Raw genomic sequence first — 17,031 nt, forward strand, 5'->3', positions numbered from 1 at the left:
GAGGGCAGCACAGTCGCCGCAAAACTCAAGCCGGAGTCAAGCACTCCGGCCCATTGAGTTTCGGATCATTGACCATGTTGGCCAACACCCGCTCGCGCAGTGGCGCCGGCTCGCTTGCCAGCAGCCCTTGCAAGGCATGCAGCGGTGTCTCGGGGTCGAGCCACAGGCGCTGACCTTCTTCGTCCAGAATCAACGGCCGGCGCTGGCCCGCCGCTGGCTGGGTGATGACCGCCGTGCTCAGCCACACCTGCTCCTGCACCGGATACGCTTCCCAGATCGCGGCAAAAAACAACGACGAGCCCTCCCCCGGCGTCAGCCAGTACGGACGCTTGCGCGTGCCGCCGCGCCACTCATAAAAGCCGTTGGCCGGCAGCAGGCAGCGGCGCAGGCGCAAGGCCTCGCGGAACATCGGCTGCTCGGCCACGGTTTCGGCGCGGGCATGGGCCGGCGTGCGGGACAGGTCGGTCAGCCACGGCGGCGTCAAGCCCCAGCGCGCCCGGGCCAGTTCACGCTGGCCCTCGGCGCCGGCCCGCAGCATCAGCACCGAATCGTTGGGCGAAATATTCCATTGGGCCTTCTGATCGGCGGGAAAACCGGGCAGGGCCGCGAAGCTGGGGTTCCAGCGAAACAGGGCATAACGTCCACACATGGGGCAGCACGACTCTTGATCGACAAACGACCGCCAGCCTAACAGACCAGCGTGCCGGGGTAGCTGTCCGGTTCATCGCCGGGCAACGGCAGTGCGACATTGTACGCGGCGATCAACTCCCGGGCGTATTGCGCCTGCTCGTCTTCCACCGCCAGTCCCAGCAGGCCCTGCATGGGCAACTCCCCCGCACCGCCCAGCAGATCGCGCCCCACCAGATGCGCCGTGATGCCTTCACTGGCAAGCATGCCTTGCAGCAACTCGCCTTCCATCAGGTTTTCCAGCTCGTAGATTCGCTGCATGGGCGCCCCCTTCACTCGTTTTCGCTGCGGACCTCGAGATGCCACTCATCTTCATGGACCTGCAGCACGAAGGTGATCGGGCGGCAACACACCGGACAGTCCTCAATATAGGTCTGGTCGCCGCCGGACAAATCCAGAACCGCTTCCGCTGGTTCGCCGCAATAAGGACATTCGTAGCGTTCGGTTTCCAGCATCGCGGTCTCCCAGGTGACTTGTGCGTATAATCGCCGGTCTATTTGCAGGGCTATTTTTGTCTGGCTTATCTTCCAGGCCGTACCCTGTCGTTTTTTCGTTAGAACCTTTACTTACCCTAGCCGTTTCCAACAAGAGAGCATGATGGGCGAATTCGATGCCATCCGACCTTACGACGACAGCGAAGTCCCAGCGGTGCTGGCACGACTGCTTGGCGACAAGGCGTTTCTAGATATCCTCACCCACTTCCGCTTCCCACGCCTGGCCGGCGCCTTCGGCTGGATGCTCAAACCCCTTATAGCGCAAAGATTGCGCCGTGAGTTCGCCGGCGTGACGTCGGTCGCCACGTTGCAGGACAAGGTGGAGTTCTACGTCGACCACACCATCGAGCGCGCCACCGATGGCGTGACCTATACCGGGGTGGAGCAATTCAAGTCCGGCAGTGCGTACCTGTTCATCGCCAACCACCGCGATATCGTGATGGACCCGGCCTTCGTCAACTATGCCGTGTACCACGCCGGCCTGCCGACCCCGCGCATCGCCATTGGCGACAACCTGCTGCAAAAGCCTTTTGTCAGCGACCTGATGCGCCTGAACAAGAGCTTCATCGTGCACCGCTCCATCACCGGCCGACGGGAAAAAATGGCGGCGTACCAGTTGCTGTCGGCGTACATCAACCATTCGATCCGCCACGACTGCGCCTCGATCTGGATCGCCCAGGCCGAAGGGCGGGCCAAGGACGGTGACGACCGGACCGAATCGGCGATCCTCAAGATGTTCCACATGAGCCGCAAGGACGAGCCGTTCGGCGAGGTGATCCAGTCACTGAACCTCACACCGGTGTCGATCAGCTACGAATACGACCCGTGCGACCAGGCCAAGGCCCGCGAGTTGTACATCCGCGCCACCACTGGCACCTACACCAAGGTCCCGGGCGAGGACGACGTGAGCATCGCCAAGGGCATCACCGGCTACAAGGGCCGGGTCCACGTGAACTTCGCCGCGCCCATCACCGAGCTGTTCGAGGACACCAAGCAATTGGCCCAGGAGATGGATCGGCAGATTCTCGGCGGCTACCGCCTGTTCCCGGTGCACTACCTGGCTTATGCCCAATGGGCCGACACCGACCCGCAGTTGCAGGTGCCTAAGGCGGCCGAGGTGTTCGGTGCCGAAGAGCTGGCCAAGGCCCAGGAAGAATGGCAGCGCCGGCTGGACGCTTGCCCGCCGGAACACCGGCCGTTCCTGGTGCTGCAATACGCAACGCCGGTGCGCAATCAGTATCGGGTCAAGGCTGGGTTGGCGCTTTAAGCGACAGCTCTGAGGTACAAGCGCCCTTTGGCGAGGGAGCTTGCTGTGGCGAGGGGATTTATCCCCGCTGGGCTGCGTAGCAGCCCCGAGATCTCGGGCTAGCCCAAGGGCTTGCGACTGCTACGCACTCGAGCGGGGATAAATCCCCTCGCCACAAAGAAGTACACTCGACACAGATTGCTTCATCAGAACTGCGTACTGATCCACGACACCAGCAACGCCAGCGCCAGGCAACCAAAGCCAAACCGGTAGAAAAACCGGTTCATCCGCTGAGTGGCCAGATCCAGCAGCGCTTCAAATCGTTCGTTGCCATCGCGATTGCGTGCTTCAAGGCAGGCTCGCGCCCGTTGTTCACGGCGGCGCGTCGCATGCAGCACCCAGCCACCCGGGCAGGCAAACAGCAACGCGAGCAGGTTGATCAGTTTGGCGGGGTGGGCGGCGAACAACGAAAGCAGATGCGACGACATCACGAACCTCAAGCGAAAAAACGGACAGGACACGCCCGGGACCTACAAACAGGGCGCGGATTCTACCGAAAGCCTGACGCCCTGCACCGCTTTTTCCGACCAGTAACGATCCCCTACAGGATTGGATGCTTTTGTGGCGAGGGGATTTATCCCCTCGCCACAGGGGCGGGCTCAATTTTCTAATTTCACCCGTCACGGTTTCGTCATCTGATTAGGCCACTCTGTCGCCCTTCAAACCTGCACGGAACCCGTCATGCTGCACGCCGAAAACCAGGACCGCCTCTATCTCATCAGCCCAAGCGACGAACAACAGAACCTCGTCGACAGTCTGTCCTTCAACGTGCAGGACCGACATTGGCTGGTGTATTGCGCCCTCGGCGGCCATCAACATGCCGACCTGCCGGAGACAGACCTGCTGACCGGGATCAGCGTACTGGAGCTGTACTCAGAGGCTGCATGACGGTTCCATTCTGTGGGAGCAAGGCTTGCCCGCGATGAGGGCGGCACCTTCGACAATGCAGGGAAGGACAGATCGCTATCGCGGGCAAGCCTTGCTCCCACAGGTCACAAGCCTCATCGCCCCCCTGGGCCATTGCAGCCCAGGGTCATGCGGCCGAAATCTTACTCAGCCAGCACCTGGCCAATGGTCGGGTCCTTGAACAGCCGGGTCAGGGCATCGCTCAACACATCGCTGACCAGCTTGGTGTTGGTGTCCTGGTTAGGCGCCATGCCGAAGCGCTGGTCCAGGGAAGCACCGTAACGACCGCTGTAGCGGCGGTTGGCGCTCTGCACGTCGGAGCGAAAGGTCGCGCCGATGGTGGCTTCGGTCACGTACATGCCTTCCTTGGGCGACTGGTACTTGAGCTCGGCCAGGGTCACGGTCAGTTGCGGTGCATTCAAGGCATTGGCGGTCGGCGTGAAGCCCAGCAAACGCACGGCGGCTTCAGCCTGGGCCTGCAGCTTGGGCAGGATCTGCGCGCCCTGCACCGTGATCACACTGGTTTCCGGATACAGCCCGCCACGGGTGCCGAGCGTCGGCGACGGACGACCGTCCACCACCCGCACCACCACCGGCTGGCCACGACCCACAGGCGCTAGCTGGGCATTGAGCTTGGGCTCCGGGTTAAGTTGTTGCGGGCTGTGGGCGCAGCCGACGAGGGTCAGACTGGTCACAGCGATCAAACCGAACAACAGGCGTTGCAACATGCTCTTCTCTCCAGAATCGGGCACAAACAGGCCGGCAGTATAGCGGTGCGCCATCGCCGTGAACTAGCGTCGCACGATGAATACTGAAATGTCTGACACGGGCCGTGGTTGCCGGTTCCTGTCACCCCATTGTCACGGTCCTTACACCGGCATGTCATGGGCCGCTGCCAGGCTTGTCCCAAGCTCCCTGACCCGGTATTCGATCATGCGCTTCCTTATTTCCCTGTTCACCCCTCGCCCTCATCACCGCAGCTTCGCTTTGCTCGATCGCGACGGCCGTTGCCAGGCGTTCAAGCAGTGCAGCCTGCAACCCATGGGCGAAGGCTGGGTGGAAATCGAAGAGATCCGTCTCAACTGGCTGCATCAGCCATTGCCCGCCAGCGCCCGCGTGCAACCGCTTCCTGCCCGCGCACGTAACCGGCAGCTGTTGACCATCTGACCGGACGGCTAATAAAAGTCATTAAACACGACCATTTCCCTGCGTTTCTTCGATACAATCTCCCCCCGATTATAAGGACGTCTCCTGATCGGGCCTCGCAACACCGCTGATGCGCTGGTATTGGCACCCCGCAACGCCCACAGAGAGCCGCCCACACAGATCGAGTGAAGCTGGCGTGCTTGCTGTTCCTCCAGGCAAAACACCACTTTTCGCGAATCTGCAGAGCTGTCATTACGCTCGGTCACTGAGCTGTCTGCCCGTTTTGCCTGTCATGTACTACATGGGGGCAACCAAACCGGGCGCAGTGCCAGGCTGGGACAGCCCTTTTTTGAGGTTCACGTCTTCAAAAGAGCGTGAAAAAACGGGTTTTCACAACTTCACGAGAGTGTGGCGAGCAAATGAAGAGTTTTGCGTCTGAACAAGCACCATTAGCGTCTGAAACAGCCCAACGACACAGGACCGGATATCGCTCAAGAACCGGCGCCTGAAGCCTGTCCGCTACGGATTTGGTTGCACGAACGGATGTCTCGGCCATAAGTCGAATTGCCTGCCCGGCGCTTAAATGAGTTCATGTGACTCTTGAGGCCAGGCTGCATGCATCCGCAGTAGGTGCGAAAAATTGCGAAGATTCGGACATGGCGATCCTGGCCATGGATAACTGGGGCGCAACTGACCTGCCCCGCCACTCATGGCCGCTATGCCGACAATTTGGTGCTGCAGATTTTGGAGACGCGTTAAATGGCGCATAACGAAGCAGTTGATGTAGTTCTGGTAGGGGCCGGCATCATGAGTGCCACCCTGGCCGTACTGCTCAAGGAGCTCGACCCCGCGATCTCGCTGGAAGTCGTCGAGCTGATGGATTCCGGTGCCGCGGAGAGTTCCAACCCGTGGAACAACGCCGGTACCGGCCACGCCGGGCTGTGTGAGCTCAATTACACGCCCCAGGCGGCCGACGGCAATGTCGACATCAAGAAAGCCGTGCACATCAACACCCAGTTCGAGGTGTCGAAGCAGTTCTGGACGTACCTGACCAAAAAAAGCACGTTCGGCTCCTCCAAGTCCTTCATCGCCCCGGTGCCACACCTGAGCTTCGTGCAAGGCGAGAAAGGCGTGTCGTTCCTGAAGAAGCGCTTCGAGCTGATGCACCAGCATCACGCCTTTGCCGACATGGAATACACCGAGGACAAGGCCCGGATGGCCGAGTGGATGCCGCTGATGATGCCTGGCCGGCCTGACGACGAAGTCATCGCCGCCACCCGCGTCATGAACGGTACCGACGTCAACTTCGGGGCCCTGACCAACCAGTTGCTCAAGCACCTGACCAGCGCCCCGGACACCCAGGTCAAATACTGCAAGCGCGTCACCGGCCTCAAGCGTAACGGCAGTGGCTGGACCGTGAGCATCAAGGACGTCAATTCCGGCAGCAGCCGCGATGTCGACGCCAAGTTCGTGTTCCTCGGTGCCGGCGGTGCGGCGTTGCCGCTGCTGCAGGCCTCGGGCATCGAGGAAAGCAAGGGCTTCGGCGGCTTCCCGGTCAGCGGTCAGTGGCTGCGTTGCGACAACCCGGAAGTGGTCAAGCACCACCAGGCCAAGGTCTACAGCCAGGCCGCCGTGGGCTCGCCGCCGATGTCGGTGCCGCACCTGGACACCCGCGTGGTCGATGGCAAGAAATCCCTGCTGTTCGGGCCGTACGCCGGTTTCACCACCAAGTTCCTCAAGCACGGCTCGATCATGGACCTGCCGCTGTCGGTACGTGCCGGCAACATCGGCCCGATGCTGGCCGTGGCCCGGGACAACATGGACCTGACCAAGTACCTGATCAGCGAAGTGATGCAGTCCATGGAACAGCGCCTGGAATCCCTGCGTCGCTTCTACCCCGAGGCGAAAGCCGAGGACTGGCGCCTGGAAGTGGCCGGTCAACGGGTGCAGATCATCAAGAAAGACCCGAAGAAAGGTGGCGTCCTGCAGTTCGGCACCGAACTGGTGGCGGCCAAGGACGGCAGCCTCGCCGCCCTGCTCGGCGCATCGCCGGGTGCTTCGGTGACCGTGTCGATCATGCTGGAACTGATCGAGCGCTGCTTCCCGGACAAAGCCAAGGGCGAGTGGGCTACCAAGCTCGCAGAAATCTTCCCGGCCCGGGAAAAAGTGCTGGAAACCGACGCGGCGCTGTATCGCAAGATCAACGCGCAGAACAACGTTGCGTTGGAGTTGGTTGAAGACAGCAAGGCGCAAAGTTACGCCTGACGCTTGCAGTCAATATAAAAAGCCTCCCGTGCAGACGGGGGGCTTTTTATTTTCCTGCGGTGTTACTTCATGGTGAACTTGACGCGTGTTCCACCGTTACGAACATAGCCGTCATGATCTTCAACATCAATCAATTGAGCGACACAATAATCCGTCGGCTCCGCTTTGACCCAGCGACGATAAGGCATCGCCCCCTCACTGATCGGTGTTCTTGCGACATGCCCAAAGCTGAAATGACAGGTGCGGCGGTCTTGCGTGTAGCTGAAGGCCTCCCGCTCGGCGCGCGATTGGGGCAGATAGTACGTTAGCTCCTGGCTTTCACCGGGGCTTATCCAAAAATTGTGGCCCGAACTGGCCCAATATTCAGTCCAGCTAAAGCCGCTACCGGGAACAATGTCGGTTGCTGTTGCGTTGTAGATCTCGACATTGAGAATGTCATCCCGTGCATAGGACACTGAACTTGCCAGGCACGCTGCCAAAGGCAATAACACCCCAGCGATACATTTACTTTTAACTTCCATGATGAGTACAGCTCCATTTAAACAATAACGTCAAAGCCAATTGGCTTCGACGCAAAGTAATGGAATTTCAAATAAAACAGAACAACCCGAATGGTGACATAACCTTTCAGAGCGATGTGCAAAAGTAAAAATTAGTTGCGTTCAAGCGGAATACTCAACGCTCCGAAGAGCGTTGATAGACGTTAATTCAGCCGCGGGCTTTTTTGATCAACTCAATATATTCCTCGGCATTACGCTGGTCCTTGATCAGCGCAACGAAATCATTGCCGTGCTCATCCTTGCCGTTGAGGTCATGGCCGGCCTCGACGAAGAACGTCAGGAAGCGTTCAAAGTCATCGACCCGCAGGCCGCGGTAGGCCTTGATCAGTTTGTGCAGCGACGGCGACGTGGCATCGACCGGTTCGAAATTGAGGAACAGCTTGATCTGTTCATCGCCAATCTCGTCGCCAATCACTTGTTTCTTGTCTTTACGCATTGCCGGCTCCAGCTCGCACAGTTCACGGGGCGGGCAGTTTACCCCCGGCAGGCCTCGGGGCTCAACGCGGGCGTTCGGCACCGGTGTGCAGGTCGGCCCAGATATGGCCGTTGGCGTAAGTAAGAAACTGCACATAGACCGTGTTGTTGCGCAGCAGATCGATGACCACCCGGTACTGGGCCTGTGGATAAGACAGCGTCAGGGTCTTGCTCGCCTCGTCGAAAACCGGTTTCTTCAGGCTTTTGCTTTCGCCGTCGAAGTTGAGGATCACCTGGCTGAGGGTCGCGCCCTTGTTCATCGGCTTGCCCTTGAGGCGGACCAGCAAGGGCGAAGTGACCGGAATCGGTTGCTGGTTGGACTGACGCTGGTTACCCAGTACCACCGAATACTCGGTCACTTGCAGCAACTGCTGCTGTTCAGGCTGTTCCTGGCGCACCACCAGGTCATCAGGCGGCAGGAATTGACTGTGCATCGGCGCAGCCTCGGCCGCCAAGGGCAGACTGGAGATCAACAGCAAAGTGGCGCAGCGGATCAATACACGCATGACAAGCTCCGGGGTCTTGGCCGGGCACTCTAGCATGAGCCTAAGCGGTAAAAATAACGATCCAGATCAATACATCCGCACAACGAGCACGGCATACTCAAAGAGCCATCAGCCCTGACACCCGCCACAGAATGCTTTTTGTGGCGAGGGGATTTATCCCCGCTGGGCTGCGAAGCAGCCCCAAACCGGATACTCGGTGAGTCAGATAGATCACCCCAACCCGATGGGGGCCGCTTCGCAGCCCAGCGGGGATAAATCCCCTCGCCACAGGTTGGGTGTTTGCCGGGAGTTCGGTGTTTGCCCCGTTCACTTAGTGGAGTGCCCATGTCTTTCTCCGCCCCACCGTTGTTTGCCGCCTGGCGCCAAACCTGGCGCGCCGGTTACACCCTTGAGCGCCTGCGTGGCGACCTGGTGGCCGGGCTGACCGTCGGCATCATCGCCATCCCACTGGCCATGGCCCTGGCGATTGCCGTTGGTGTCCCGCCGCAACATGGCTTGTACACGGTGTTGGTGGCCGCGCCCTTGATCGCCCTCACCGGCGGCTCGCGCTTCAACGTCAGCGGGCCGACGGCGGCGTTCGTGGTGATCCTGCTGCCCATCACCCAACAATATGGCCTCGGCGGCCTGTTGTTATGCACCATGCTCGCCGGCCTGATTCTCATCACCCTGGGATTGATGCGCGCCGGACGGCTGATCCAATACATCCCCTACCCGGTGATCCTCGGCTTTACCGCCGGGATCGGCGTGGTCATCGCCACCTTGCAACTCAAGGATCTGCTGGGGCTGACCACCGTCGGGCAAGCCAAGCACTACATCGAACAGTTGGGCGAACTGATCGTGGCGCTGCCCAGTGCCCGACTCGGCGATGGCATCATCGGCGTCACGTGCCTGGCAGTACTGATTGCCTGGCCACGCTGGGTACCGCGGGTTCCCGGGCATTTGGTTGCCTTGCTGGTCGGGGCCCTATTGGGACTGGCGCTGGAGCACGGCGGTTGGCCGGTGGCGACATTGGGTGAGCGTTTCAGCTACGTGGTCGATGGCATCAGCCACCCCGGTATCCCGCCGTTTTTACCGAGTTTCGAGTGGCCATGGAACCTGCCAGATGGCCAGGGTCATCCCTTGACGCTTTCCTATGACCTGATCCGCCAACTGCTGGGCCCGGCCTTCGCCATTGCCATGCTTGGCGCCATCGAATCGCTGTTGTGCGCCGTGGTGGCGGATGGCATGACCGGCAGCAAGCACGACCCCAATGCCGAGCTGATCGGCCAAGGCCTGGGTAACCTCGTGGCGCCGCTGTTCGGCGGTATCACCGCCACGGCGGCCATTGCCCGCAGTGCGACCAATGTGCGCAGCGGCGCCTCTTCACCGCTGGCCGCGATCATTCACAGCCTTGTGGTGCTGCTGGCGATGGTGCTGCTGGCGCCATTGTTCAGCTACCTGCCCATGGCTGCCCTGGCGGCGCTACTGGTGATAGTGGCCTGGAACATGAGCGAAGCCGGACACGTGTTGCATACCTTGCGCATCGCCCCGCGCAGCGACGTACTGGTGCTGCTGACCTGCCTTAGCCTGACCGTCCTGTTCGACATGGTCATGGCCGTCGCCGTCGGTCTGCTGCTGGCCGCCGGGCTGTTCATCAAGCGCATGAGCGAACTGACCGACAGCGCCGAACTGCCCCGCCACTTCCACCAGGCCCTGCTGGACATGCCCGAGCATGTGCGCTGCTACGGGATTCGCGGACCGCTGTTCTTCGGCGCGGCGGAAAAAGCCCTGGATGTGCTGCGCAAGTTCGATCCGGGGGTCCGGGTGGTGGTCGTGGAAATGAGCGCCGTGCCCATGCTGGACATGACCGCGCTGGCCGCGTTCGAAAACATCCTGAAGGATTACCGCAAGCAGGGCATCGGCCTGATCCTGGTCGCGACGGCGCCAAGGGTGCGCCTGAAACTGCGCCGCGCTGGCATTCATCGCGAGCAGCGGCAATTGGCGTATGTGCAGACCCTGGAGCAGGCGCGGATCAAGAGCGAGCAATGGCTGGCTGCCAATAGCACCGCCCACTAACGACTGGCTTGATCTGTAGTGAGGGCGCAGATGGGCAGCTAAATTCATGTGGCGAGGGGATTTATCCCCGCTGGGCTGCGAAGCAGCCCTAAAAACAGGCAACCCGTTATGTCAGGCTGATCGAGTCGATCGGTTTGGGGTCGCTTCGCAACCCAGCGGGGATAAATCCCCTCGCCACAGGTATTAGTCGAACTGGGCGCGCATCCAGGCATGGTATTGCGCCACGCCGGCCTCGCCTTCACGGGGCGCCCAGTGGGCCAGTTCGCCCTCGCCCACGGGCCGGTAGGGGCCGGCCTTGCATTCGAACATCAGGCTGTCGGCTTCCAGCACCACCAATCCGTGATACACACCGGCCGGCAGGTCAACGCCGAGGCAATCACCACCAGCCTGCAGGATGCGTTTGTCCACCACCGCGCCGGCTTCATCGAAGATCAATACCCCCAACCGGCCCTTGAGCACCAGCAAGGTTTCCGCCTTGTCGGCGCTCAGGTGGCGGTGCGGCGGGATGTAGGTCGAAGGCTGTAAGCCCACCGCCATGCGGTGGCACGGCTCATCCATCTCATGGAAGTTATGGTGCTGCCGCCCACGAGGACTGGCCGCAGCTTTTTCGGCCAAGTCATCGAACAGTGCATGATCCAGAAAGCTTGGCCGAGTCATCGATTACATGCCCTTGACGGCGAAAATGCCATTGGCGTTGCGCCAGTAACCTTTGTAGTCCATGCCGTAGCCGAAGATATAGCGGTCGATGCACGGCAGGCCGACGAAATCGGCTTTCAAGTCAGGACGGGCCTTGCGGTCGTGGTCCTTGTCGATCAGCACGGCGGTGTGCACGGCGCGGGCACCGGCGTGTTTGCAGAAGTCGATGATCGCGCCCAGGGTGTGACCTTCGTCGAGGATGTCGTCGATGATCAGCACGTCGCGGTCGATGAACGAGACTTCCGGCTTGGCTTTCCAGAACAGGTCGCCGCCGCTGGTTTCGTTGCGATAACGCGTCGCGTGCAAGTAGGACGCTTCGAGGGGGAAGTTCAGGTAGGTCAGCAGCTTGCCGGAGAAAATCAGCCCGCCGTTCATGACGCAGAACACCACTGGGTTGGCCTCGGCCAGTTGGTCGTTAATTTGCGCACCGACACGGGCGATGGCCGCTTCGACTTCGGCTTCGGTGTACAGGCAGTCAGCCTCTCGCATGATTTGACGGATATGCTCGAGATCAGCGGACATGTCGCTCTCCAGGGGTAGCGGATCGGAAAAACCGGCAAAGGTACGCACCCCGCCCGGCCAGATCAAGCGTTTGTGGACTAACGTTCCGTATTGTCTATAGGACAACACCCTCGGATAGATTAATCTAAACCGGTTTTTTTGCCCGCCGTCGGAGCCTTCCCCATGCCCATCCTCGAGATCCGCCATCCGCTGATCAGACACAAACTCGGCCTGATGCGCCGCGCTGACATCAGCACGAAGAACTTCCGTGAACTCGCCCAGGAAGTCGGTGCCCTGCTCACCTACGAGGCCACCAAGGACCTGCCGCTGGAGTCTTATGAAATCGACGGCTGGGCCGGTACGGTCCAGGTCGAGAAAATCGCCGGCAAGAAGATCACCGTGGTGCCGATCCTGCGCGCCGGCATCGGCATGCTCGAAGGCGTACTGAGCCTGATCCCGGGGGCCAAGGTCAGCGCTGTGGGCGTAGCTCGCAACGAGCAGACCCTGCAGGCGCACACCTACCTGGAAAAACTGGTGCCGGAAATCGACGAGCGCCTGGCGATGATCATCGACCCGATGCTCGCCACCGGCAGCTCCATGGTCGCCACCATCGACCTGTTGAAAAAGGCCGGTTGCCGGGACATCCGCGCCATGGTGCTGGTCGCGGCCCCCGAAGGCATCAAGGCCGTGCACGATGCCCACCCGGATGTGACCATCTACACCGCGTCCATCGATCAGAAACTCAACGAACACGGCTATATCATCCCGGGCCTGGGCGATGCCGGCGACAAGATCTTCGGCACCAAGCAGAAGGACGCTTGAGCATGCAGGATGAGTTCAACGATCCGCTCTGGCGCCAGGTCCTGTCTGGCGCGCAGATGCTGTTCGTCGCCTTCGGCGCGCTGGTACTGATGCCGCTGATCACCGGGCTGGACCCTAACGTGGCGCTGTTCACGGCCGGCCTGGGAACGCTCCTGTTCCAAATCGTCACCGGGCGCCAGGTGCCGGTGTTCCTGGCTTCGAGTTTTGCCTTCATCACCCCGATCATCCTCGCCAAGGGCCAGTTCGGCCTGGCCGCGACCATGGGCGGTGTGATGGCGGCAGGTTTCGTCTACACCTTTCTGGGCCTGGCGGTGAAGATCAAGGGCACCGGGTTCATCGACCGGCTGCTGCCGCCCGTGGTGATTGGTCCGGTGATCATTTCCATCGGCCTGGCCATGGCGCCGATTGCCGCCAACATGGCGATGGGCAAGGCCGGCGACGGTACCGAGCTGATTCATTATCAAACCGCGATGCTGATTTCGATGCCGGCCCTGCTCACCACCCTGATCGTGGCGGTGTTCGGCAAAGGTATTTTCCGCCTGGTGCCGATCATTTCCGGCGTGTTGGTGGGCTTTGCCATGGCGTTTTTCTTCGGCGTCGTGGACACCGCGAAAATCGCCGCCGCGCCGTGGTTCGCACTGCCGGCCTTCACCGCGCCGGAGTTCAACTGGCAGGCAATCCTGTTCATCGTGCCGGTCGCCCTGGCACCGGCCATCGAGCACATCGGCGGCGTGATTGCCGTGGGCAGCGTGACCGGTCGCGACTACCTGAAAAAACCCGGCCTGCACCGCACACTGCTCGGTGACGGCATTGCCACCACCGCCGCCGGCCTGTTCGGCGGCCCACCCAACACCACCTACGCCGAAGTGACCGGCGCGGTGATGCTGACCAAAAACTACAACCCGAAGATCATGACCTGGGCGGCGATCTTTGCCATCAGCCTGGCATTCATCGGCAAGTTCGGCGCGCTGCTGCAAAGCATCCCGGTGCCGGTGATGGGCGGGATCCTGTGCCTGCTGTTCGGTTCGATTGCGGCAGTGGGCATGAACACCTTGATCCGCCACAAGATCGACCTGGGCGAGGCACGCAACCTGGTGATCGTTTCGGTGACGTTGGTGTTCGGCATCGGCGGTGTGCTGGTGGGCACCGGCACTGGGCCGGACGACTTCGGCCTCAAAGGCATCGCGCTGTGCGCGGTGGTGGCGATCGCGCTGAACCTGCTGCTGCCGGGCAATGACAGCTGGAAGCAGAAGCAGGCGGATGAGCCGTTCCAGTAAAACGCAGAACTTTCATCGCCCGCACTGCCGTCATCGCGGGCAAGCCTTGCTCCCACAGGTCTTGAGTGGACCATGCTTGAGTGGTCAAGACAAAATCTGTGGGAGCAAGGCTTGCCCGCGATGCTTTTCGAGGTTTACAGAGCTATCGGCGCCCGTTCGCAGAGGGTACTCAACGCCTGCGCCCACTGCGCCTCATCATTGAGGCAAGGCACCAACACCAACTCCTCCCCCCCTGCCGCACGGAACTGCTCGCGGCCGCGATCGCCGATTTCCTCCAGGGTTTCAATGCAGTCGGCCACGAACGCCGGGCACATCACCAAGACTTTCTTCACGCCGCTTTTGGCCAGTTCCTCCAGGCGCGCTTCGGTATAGGGTTCGATCCATTTGGCCCGGCCCAATCGCGACTGGAACGACACCGACCACTGGCCAGCCTTGAGCCCCATGCGTTGGGCGAACAGCTCGGCAGTGCGAATGCATTGCGCGCGGTAACAGGTCGCCATGACCTCCGGCGGCGCGTTCTTGCAGCAGTCGGCATCCTTGAAGCAATGAAACCCCGTGGGGTCGAGCTTGGTCAGATGTCGCTCCGGCAAGCCGTGGAAACTCAACAACAGATGATCGTGTTCCTGCATCAGGTACGGCTTGGCGCTGGCCACCAGGGCGTCGAGGTATTCGGGCTGATCGTAGAACGGCTGGAGAATCGAGAACTGCACATCGAGTTTCTTTTCCCGCGCGACCCGCTTGGCCTCCTCGATCACCGTGGTCACGGTGCTGTCGGCGAACTGCGGGTACAACGGCGCCAACGTGATCTTCTTGTGCCCCTGGCTCGCCAGCCGCACCAGCGCCGATTCAATGGACGGCTCGCCATAACGCATCGCCAGTTCCACTGGGCCCTGGGTCCACTGTGCGGTCATGGCCTGTTGCAACCGACGGCTGAGCACCACCAGCGGCGACCCTTCCTCCCACCAGATCGAGGCGTAGGCATGGGCCGATTGCTCGGGACGCTTGATCAGGATCAGCGACACCAGCAAGCGCCGCACCGGCCATGGCAGGTCGATGACATACGGGTCCATCAGGAATTGATTGAGGTAGCGGCGCACATCGGCCACCGAAGTGGAGGCAGGCGAACCCAGATTCACCAGAAGCAACGCGTGATCGGTCATGCAACGTCCTATTTCAAAGGCGGCTGGACAAGTCTTCCAGGGCCGCAGGCAAATCAGTGAAGCGGAATGTGAAACCCGCCGCCTGCAATCGGGCCGGCGTGGCGCGCTGGCCGCCGAGCAACAGCAAGGACAATTCCCCCAGCGCGACTTTCAACGCAAGTTCCGGCATCGGCACCACGGCTGGCCGATGCAATACATGCCCCAGGGCCTTGGCAAAATCGCGGTTGCGTACCGGGTTCGGAGCGCACGCATTATAAGGACCGCTGGCCTCAAAGCGGTGTAGAAGAAAATCAATCAGGGCGATTTGATCGTCGATATGAATCCACGGCATCCACTGCCGACCATTGCCGATACGCCCGCCCAGCGCCAGTTTGAATGGCAACAGCAGCCGCGACAAAAAGCCGCCCTCGGCAGACAGGACCAGGCCGGTACGAACCAGCACCACGCGTATGCCCAACGCCTCCGCCCGTTGTGCGGTTTCTTCCCAGGCAATGCACAACTGGCTGGCGAAATCTTCGCTCACCGGCCCCGACTCCTCGGTCAACTCACGCTCACCACCGTCGCCATACCAGCCCACCGCGGAACCGGAAATCAATACCTGCGGTTTCTGCTCGCAACGCTCCAGCCACGCCAGCAGAACTTCCGTCAACGTGATGCGACTGCTCCACAACAACATCTTGCGCTTGTGGCTCCAGGGCCGATCGGCAATCGGCGCTCCCGCGAGGTTGACCACCGCGTCCACCGGCTCGACAACTTCATCAAGCTTGGCAACGCCTCGCACATCTGCGCCACAGATTTTCGTCACCTCTTCGGGTCGACGACTCCATACCGTCAAGCGATGTCCCTGCCCCAACCAGAGGCGGCAGAGCTGACGTCCGATCAAACCAGTACCGCCGGTCAGCAATATGTGCATGAGATGTTCCTCGCATCGCGTTTTACCCGGCCCATTAGTCTATTTTTATAAGCAGGGATTTTTCGTATCGGACAGGGTCTGTGTTTAACAATAGGACAACCTGTCCAAACGCGAACGGTAAAACTTATACCAAAAACCCGAATTGTACAGGTTTAAACGACGGCGTAGTCTGTACAGAAAGGTAAACGAGGCCCTCATGACTGTACCTATCGCAATCATCGGCACCGGCATCGCCGGACTTTCAGCCGCCCAGGCCCTGACGGAGGCCGGGCACATCGTTCAACTCTTCGATAAAAGCCACGGCAGCGGCGGACGCATGTCGAGCAAGCGCAGCGACGCCGGCGCATTGGACATGGGCGCGCAATACTTCACCGCCCGCGATCGCCGCTTTGTCACGGAAGTCCAGCGCTGGCAAGCCAACGGCTGGGCGGCGGAATGGAACCCGCAACTCTACAACTTCCAGAACGGCCAACTGAGCCCATCGCCAGACGAACAGACCCGCTGGGTCGGCACGCCGCGCATGAGCGCCATCACCCGCGCCTTGCTCGACAAGTTGCAAGTGCAGTTTGCCTGCCGGATCACCGAGGTCTACCGCGGCCAGGAGCACTGGCATTTGCAGGACGCGGAAGGTTTCACCCACGGCCCCTTCGGCCAAGTGGTGATCGCCACGCCCGCGCCCCAAGCCACCGCATTGCTGGCGGCCGTACCGAAGCTGGCCGCAGTGGCCGCCGGCGTGAAGATGGACCCGACCTGGGCCGTGGCGCTGGCTTTCGAAGCGCCGCTGGATACGCCCATGGAAGGCTGCTTCGTACAGGACAGCCCCTTGGACTGGCTGGCGCGCAACCGCAGCAAACCGGGACGCGACAGCAAGCTCGACACTTGGGTCCTGCACGCCACCAGCGACTGGAGCCGGCAGCACATCGACCTGTCCAAGGAAGCGGTGATCGAGCACCTGCATGGCGCCTTCGCCGAACTGCTGCACAGTGCGATGCCTGCACCGAGCTTCAGCATGGCCCATCGTTGGCTCTACGCCCGCCCCGCCGGCAGCCACGAATGGGGCGCGCTGGCCGATGCCGACCTGGGCCTGTATGTGTGCGGCGACTGGTGCCTGTCCGGTCGGGTCGAAGGCGCTTGGCTCAGCGGCCAGGAAGCTGCACGCCGCCTGCATGCAAGCCTGCAGTAGATCGCGTCACCCATCGCCCTTCGCTGCTGTCGAAAGAGACAGCAGCCTGCCTGCGACACCGATTGACGTCGCCTCGCCCC

20 protein-coding genes are annotated in these 17,031 nt (G+C 61.1%); 8 read left to right on the forward strand and 12 right to left on the reverse strand.

The genetic code is table 11. The features are described 5' to 3' along the window. Positions 1–25: 25 nt before the first annotated feature. The 3 genes from AD662_RS23805 to AD662_RS23815 are packed head-to-tail and all read right to left on the reverse strand — an operon-like array spanning position 26 to position 1,142. The gene (locus AD662_RS23805) at positions 26–649 is read right to left on the reverse strand and encodes an SOS response-associated peptidase (RefSeq protein WP_053189846.1); all 624 of its coding nucleotides are present in this window, start codon (positions 647–649) and stop codon (positions 26–28) included. A 38-nt stretch (positions 650–687) separates the two neighbouring features. Beyond that, positions 688–948: a putative signal transducing protein gene (locus AD662_RS23810; protein ID WP_024619861.1), complete on the reverse strand. Its 261-nt coding sequence runs from the start codon at positions 946–948 to the stop codon at positions 688–690. 11 nt (positions 949–959) lie between these two features. Continuing rightward, positions 960–1,142 (reverse strand): CPXCG motif-containing cysteine-rich protein, encoded by a 183-nt coding sequence (locus AD662_RS23815; protein WP_053181855.1) that lies wholly within the window; start codon positions 1,140–1,142, stop codon positions 960–962. Positions 1,143–1,281: 139 nt separating this feature from the next. On the opposite strand from AD662_RS23815, the gene AD662_RS23820 reads away from it, so the two are divergent. Next, positions 1,282–2,448 carry a 1-acyl-sn-glycerol-3-phosphate acyltransferase gene (locus tag AD662_RS23820; RefSeq protein ID WP_053181857.1) on the forward strand — a complete coding sequence of 389 codons (1,167 nt, stop codon included), beginning with the start codon at positions 1,282–1,284 and terminating at the stop codon, positions 2,446–2,448. A gap of 185 nt (positions 2,449–2,633) precedes the next feature. On the opposite strand, the gene AD662_RS23825 is transcribed toward AD662_RS23820, so the two are convergent. After that, positions 2,634–2,915, reverse strand: coding sequence for a hypothetical protein (locus AD662_RS23825; RefSeq protein WP_014340169.1), 282 nt, complete (start codon positions 2,913–2,915; stop codon positions 2,634–2,636). 253 nt (positions 2,916–3,168) lie between these two features. Here AD662_RS23825 and AD662_RS23830 point away from each other — a divergent pair, with 253 nt between their 5' ends. Then, complete coding sequence (locus tag AD662_RS23830) at positions 3,169–3,375, forward strand: hypothetical protein (RefSeq protein ID WP_014340170.1); 207 nt, start codon at positions 3,169–3,171, stop codon at positions 3,373–3,375. Positions 3,376–3,536: 161 nt separating this feature from the next. Here the strand turns inward: AD662_RS23830 and AD662_RS23835 are convergent, their stop codons facing one another. Beyond that, positions 3,537–4,121 (reverse strand): YajG family lipoprotein, encoded by a 585-nt coding sequence (locus AD662_RS23835; RefSeq protein ID WP_053189847.1) that lies wholly within the window; start codon positions 4,119–4,121, stop codon positions 3,537–3,539. 205 nt (positions 4,122–4,326) lie between these two features. Here AD662_RS23835 and AD662_RS23840 point away from each other — a divergent pair, with 205 nt between their 5' ends. Both AD662_RS23840 and mqo read left to right on the forward strand, forming a co-directional pair. Further along, the gene (locus AD662_RS23840) at positions 4,327–4,560 is read left to right on the forward strand and encodes a hypothetical protein (protein WP_018606501.1); all 234 of its coding nucleotides are present in this window, start codon (positions 4,327–4,329) and stop codon (positions 4,558–4,560) included. Positions 4,561–5,298: 738 nt separating this feature from the next. Further along, positions 5,299–6,804, forward strand: a complete 1,506-nt coding sequence (gene mqo / locus AD662_RS23845; RefSeq protein ID WP_018606499.1) for a malate dehydrogenase (quinone) — start codon at positions 5,299–5,301, stop codon at positions 6,802–6,804. Between the two features lie 62 nt (positions 6,805–6,866). On the opposite strand, the gene AD662_RS23850 is transcribed toward mqo, so the two are convergent. The 3 genes from AD662_RS23850 to AD662_RS23860 all read right to left on the reverse strand — a co-directional run bounded on the left by AD662_RS23850 (position 6,867) and on the right by AD662_RS23860 (position 8,344). After that, a complete protein-coding gene (locus AD662_RS23850) occupies positions 6,867–7,325 on the reverse strand; it encodes a hypothetical protein (RefSeq protein WP_053181860.1) in 459 nt (152 codons plus the stop codon). 187 nt (positions 7,326–7,512) lie between these two features. After that, positions 7,513–7,800, reverse strand: coding sequence for a PA4642 family protein (locus tag AD662_RS23855; RefSeq protein WP_018606494.1), 288 nt, complete (start codon positions 7,798–7,800; stop codon positions 7,513–7,515). Positions 7,801–7,861: 61 nt separating this feature from the next. Further along, on the reverse strand, positions 7,862–8,344 hold the full coding sequence (locus AD662_RS23860) for a hypothetical protein (RefSeq protein ID WP_003205495.1): 483 nt from the start codon (positions 8,342–8,344) through the stop codon (positions 7,862–7,864). Between the two features lie 324 nt (positions 8,345–8,668). Here AD662_RS23860 and dauA point away from each other — a divergent pair, with 324 nt between their 5' ends. Beyond that, positions 8,669–10,399 carry a C4-dicarboxylic acid transporter DauA gene (gene dauA / locus AD662_RS23865; RefSeq protein ID WP_053189848.1) on the forward strand — a complete coding sequence of 577 codons (1,731 nt, stop codon included), beginning with the start codon at positions 8,669–8,671 and terminating at the stop codon, positions 10,397–10,399. Between the two features lie 183 nt (positions 10,400–10,582). Here the strand turns inward: dauA and AD662_RS23870 are convergent, their stop codons facing one another. Together AD662_RS23870 and AD662_RS23875 are read right to left on the reverse strand one after the other, a co-directional pair. Then, positions 10,583–11,056 (reverse strand): WbuC family cupin fold metalloprotein, encoded by a 474-nt coding sequence (locus tag AD662_RS23870; protein WP_018606490.1) that lies wholly within the window; start codon positions 11,054–11,056, stop codon positions 10,583–10,585. 3 nt (positions 11,057–11,059) lie between these two features. Then, positions 11,060–11,617 carry a hypoxanthine-guanine phosphoribosyltransferase gene (locus AD662_RS23875; protein WP_018606488.1) on the reverse strand — a complete coding sequence of 186 codons (558 nt, stop codon included), beginning with the start codon at positions 11,615–11,617 and terminating at the stop codon, positions 11,060–11,062. 162 nt (positions 11,618–11,779) lie between these two features. On the opposite strand from AD662_RS23875, the gene upp reads away from it, so the two are divergent. Together upp and AD662_RS23885 are read left to right on the forward strand one after the other, a co-directional pair. Beyond that, complete coding sequence (gene upp / locus AD662_RS23880; RefSeq protein ID WP_018606486.1) at positions 11,780–12,418, forward strand: uracil phosphoribosyltransferase; 639 nt, start codon at positions 11,780–11,782, stop codon at positions 12,416–12,418. Between the two features lie 2 nt (positions 12,419–12,420). Continuing rightward, positions 12,421–13,695, forward strand: coding sequence for a uracil-xanthine permease family protein (locus tag AD662_RS23885; protein WP_018606484.1), 1,275 nt, complete (start codon positions 12,421–12,423; stop codon positions 13,693–13,695). Between the two features lie 134 nt (positions 13,696–13,829). Here the strand turns inward: AD662_RS23885 and hemH are convergent, their stop codons facing one another. Together hemH and AD662_RS23895 are read right to left on the reverse strand one after the other, a co-directional pair. Continuing rightward, positions 13,830–14,855, reverse strand: coding sequence for a ferrochelatase (gene hemH / locus AD662_RS23890; RefSeq protein ID WP_018606482.1), 1,026 nt, complete (start codon positions 14,853–14,855; stop codon positions 13,830–13,832). Positions 14,856–14,868: 13 nt separating this feature from the next. After that, complete coding sequence (locus AD662_RS23895; RefSeq protein WP_024617817.1) at positions 14,869–15,768, reverse strand: TIGR01777 family oxidoreductase; 900 nt, start codon at positions 15,766–15,768, stop codon at positions 14,869–14,871. Positions 15,769–15,964: 196 nt separating this feature from the next. On the opposite strand from AD662_RS23895, the gene AD662_RS23900 reads away from it, so the two are divergent. Further along, on the forward strand, positions 15,965–16,951 hold the full coding sequence (locus tag AD662_RS23900; protein ID WP_018606479.1) for an NAD(P)/FAD-dependent oxidoreductase: 987 nt from the start codon (positions 15,965–15,967) through the stop codon (positions 16,949–16,951). Positions 16,952–17,031 lie beyond the last annotated feature (80 nt).

Source organism: Pseudomonas kilonensis (assembly GCF_001269885.1).
GTDB classification, from domain to species: Bacteria; Pseudomonadota; Gammaproteobacteria; order Pseudomonadales; family Pseudomonadaceae; genus Aquipseudomonas; species Aquipseudomonas kilonensis.

Coding starts and splice junctions, on each gene's coding strand:
- AD662_RS23805 (WP_053189846.1), bottom strand. CDS start 649: ATGTGTGGACGTTATGCCCTGTTTCGCTGGAACCCCAGCTTCGCGGCC.
- AD662_RS23810 (WP_024619861.1), bottom strand. CDS start 948: ATGCAGCGAATCTACGAGCTGGAAAACCTGATGGAAGGCGAGTTGCTG.
- AD662_RS23815 (WP_053181855.1), bottom strand. CDS start 1,142: ATGCTGGAAACCGAACGCTACGAATGTCCTTATTGCGGCGAACCAGCG.
- AD662_RS23820 (WP_053181857.1), top strand. CDS start 1,282: ATGATGGGCGAATTCGATGCCATCCGACCTTACGACGACAGCGAAGTC.
- AD662_RS23825 (WP_014340169.1), bottom strand. CDS start 2,915: ATGTCGTCGCATCTGCTTTCGTTGTTCGCCGCCCACCCCGCCAAACTG.
- AD662_RS23830 (WP_014340170.1), top strand. CDS start 3,169: ATGCTGCACGCCGAAAACCAGGACCGCCTCTATCTCATCAGCCCAAGC.
- AD662_RS23835 (WP_053189847.1), bottom strand. CDS start 4,121: ATGTTGCAACGCCTGTTGTTCGGTTTGATCGCTGTGACCAGTCTGACC.
- AD662_RS23840 (WP_018606501.1), top strand. CDS start 4,327: ATGCGCTTCCTTATTTCCCTGTTCACCCCTCGCCCTCATCACCGCAGC.
- mqo (WP_018606499.1), top strand. CDS start 5,299: ATGGCGCATAACGAAGCAGTTGATGTAGTTCTGGTAGGGGCCGGCATC.
- AD662_RS23850 (WP_053181860.1), bottom strand. CDS start 7,325: ATGGAAGTTAAAAGTAAATGTATCGCTGGGGTGTTATTGCCTTTGGCA.
- AD662_RS23855 (WP_018606494.1), bottom strand. CDS start 7,800: ATGCGTAAAGACAAGAAACAAGTGATTGGCGACGAGATTGGCGATGAA.
- AD662_RS23860 (WP_003205495.1), bottom strand. CDS start 8,344: ATGCGTGTATTGATCCGCTGCGCCACTTTGCTGTTGATCTCCAGTCTG.
- dauA (WP_053189848.1), top strand. CDS start 8,669: ATGTCTTTCTCCGCCCCACCGTTGTTTGCCGCCTGGCGCCAAACCTGG.
- AD662_RS23870 (WP_018606490.1), bottom strand. CDS start 11,056: ATGACTCGGCCAAGCTTTCTGGATCATGCACTGTTCGATGACTTGGCC.
- AD662_RS23875 (WP_018606488.1), bottom strand. CDS start 11,617: ATGTCCGCTGATCTCGAGCATATCCGTCAAATCATGCGAGAGGCTGAC.
- upp (WP_018606486.1), top strand. CDS start 11,780: ATGCCCATCCTCGAGATCCGCCATCCGCTGATCAGACACAAACTCGGC.
- AD662_RS23885 (WP_018606484.1), top strand. CDS start 12,421: ATGCAGGATGAGTTCAACGATCCGCTCTGGCGCCAGGTCCTGTCTGGC.
- hemH (WP_018606482.1), bottom strand. CDS start 14,855: ATGACCGATCACGCGTTGCTTCTGGTGAATCTGGGTTCGCCTGCCTCC.
- AD662_RS23895 (WP_024617817.1), bottom strand. CDS start 15,768: ATGCACATATTGCTGACCGGCGGTACTGGTTTGATCGGACGTCAGCTC.
- AD662_RS23900 (WP_018606479.1), top strand. CDS start 15,965: ATGACTGTACCTATCGCAATCATCGGCACCGGCATCGCCGGACTTTCA.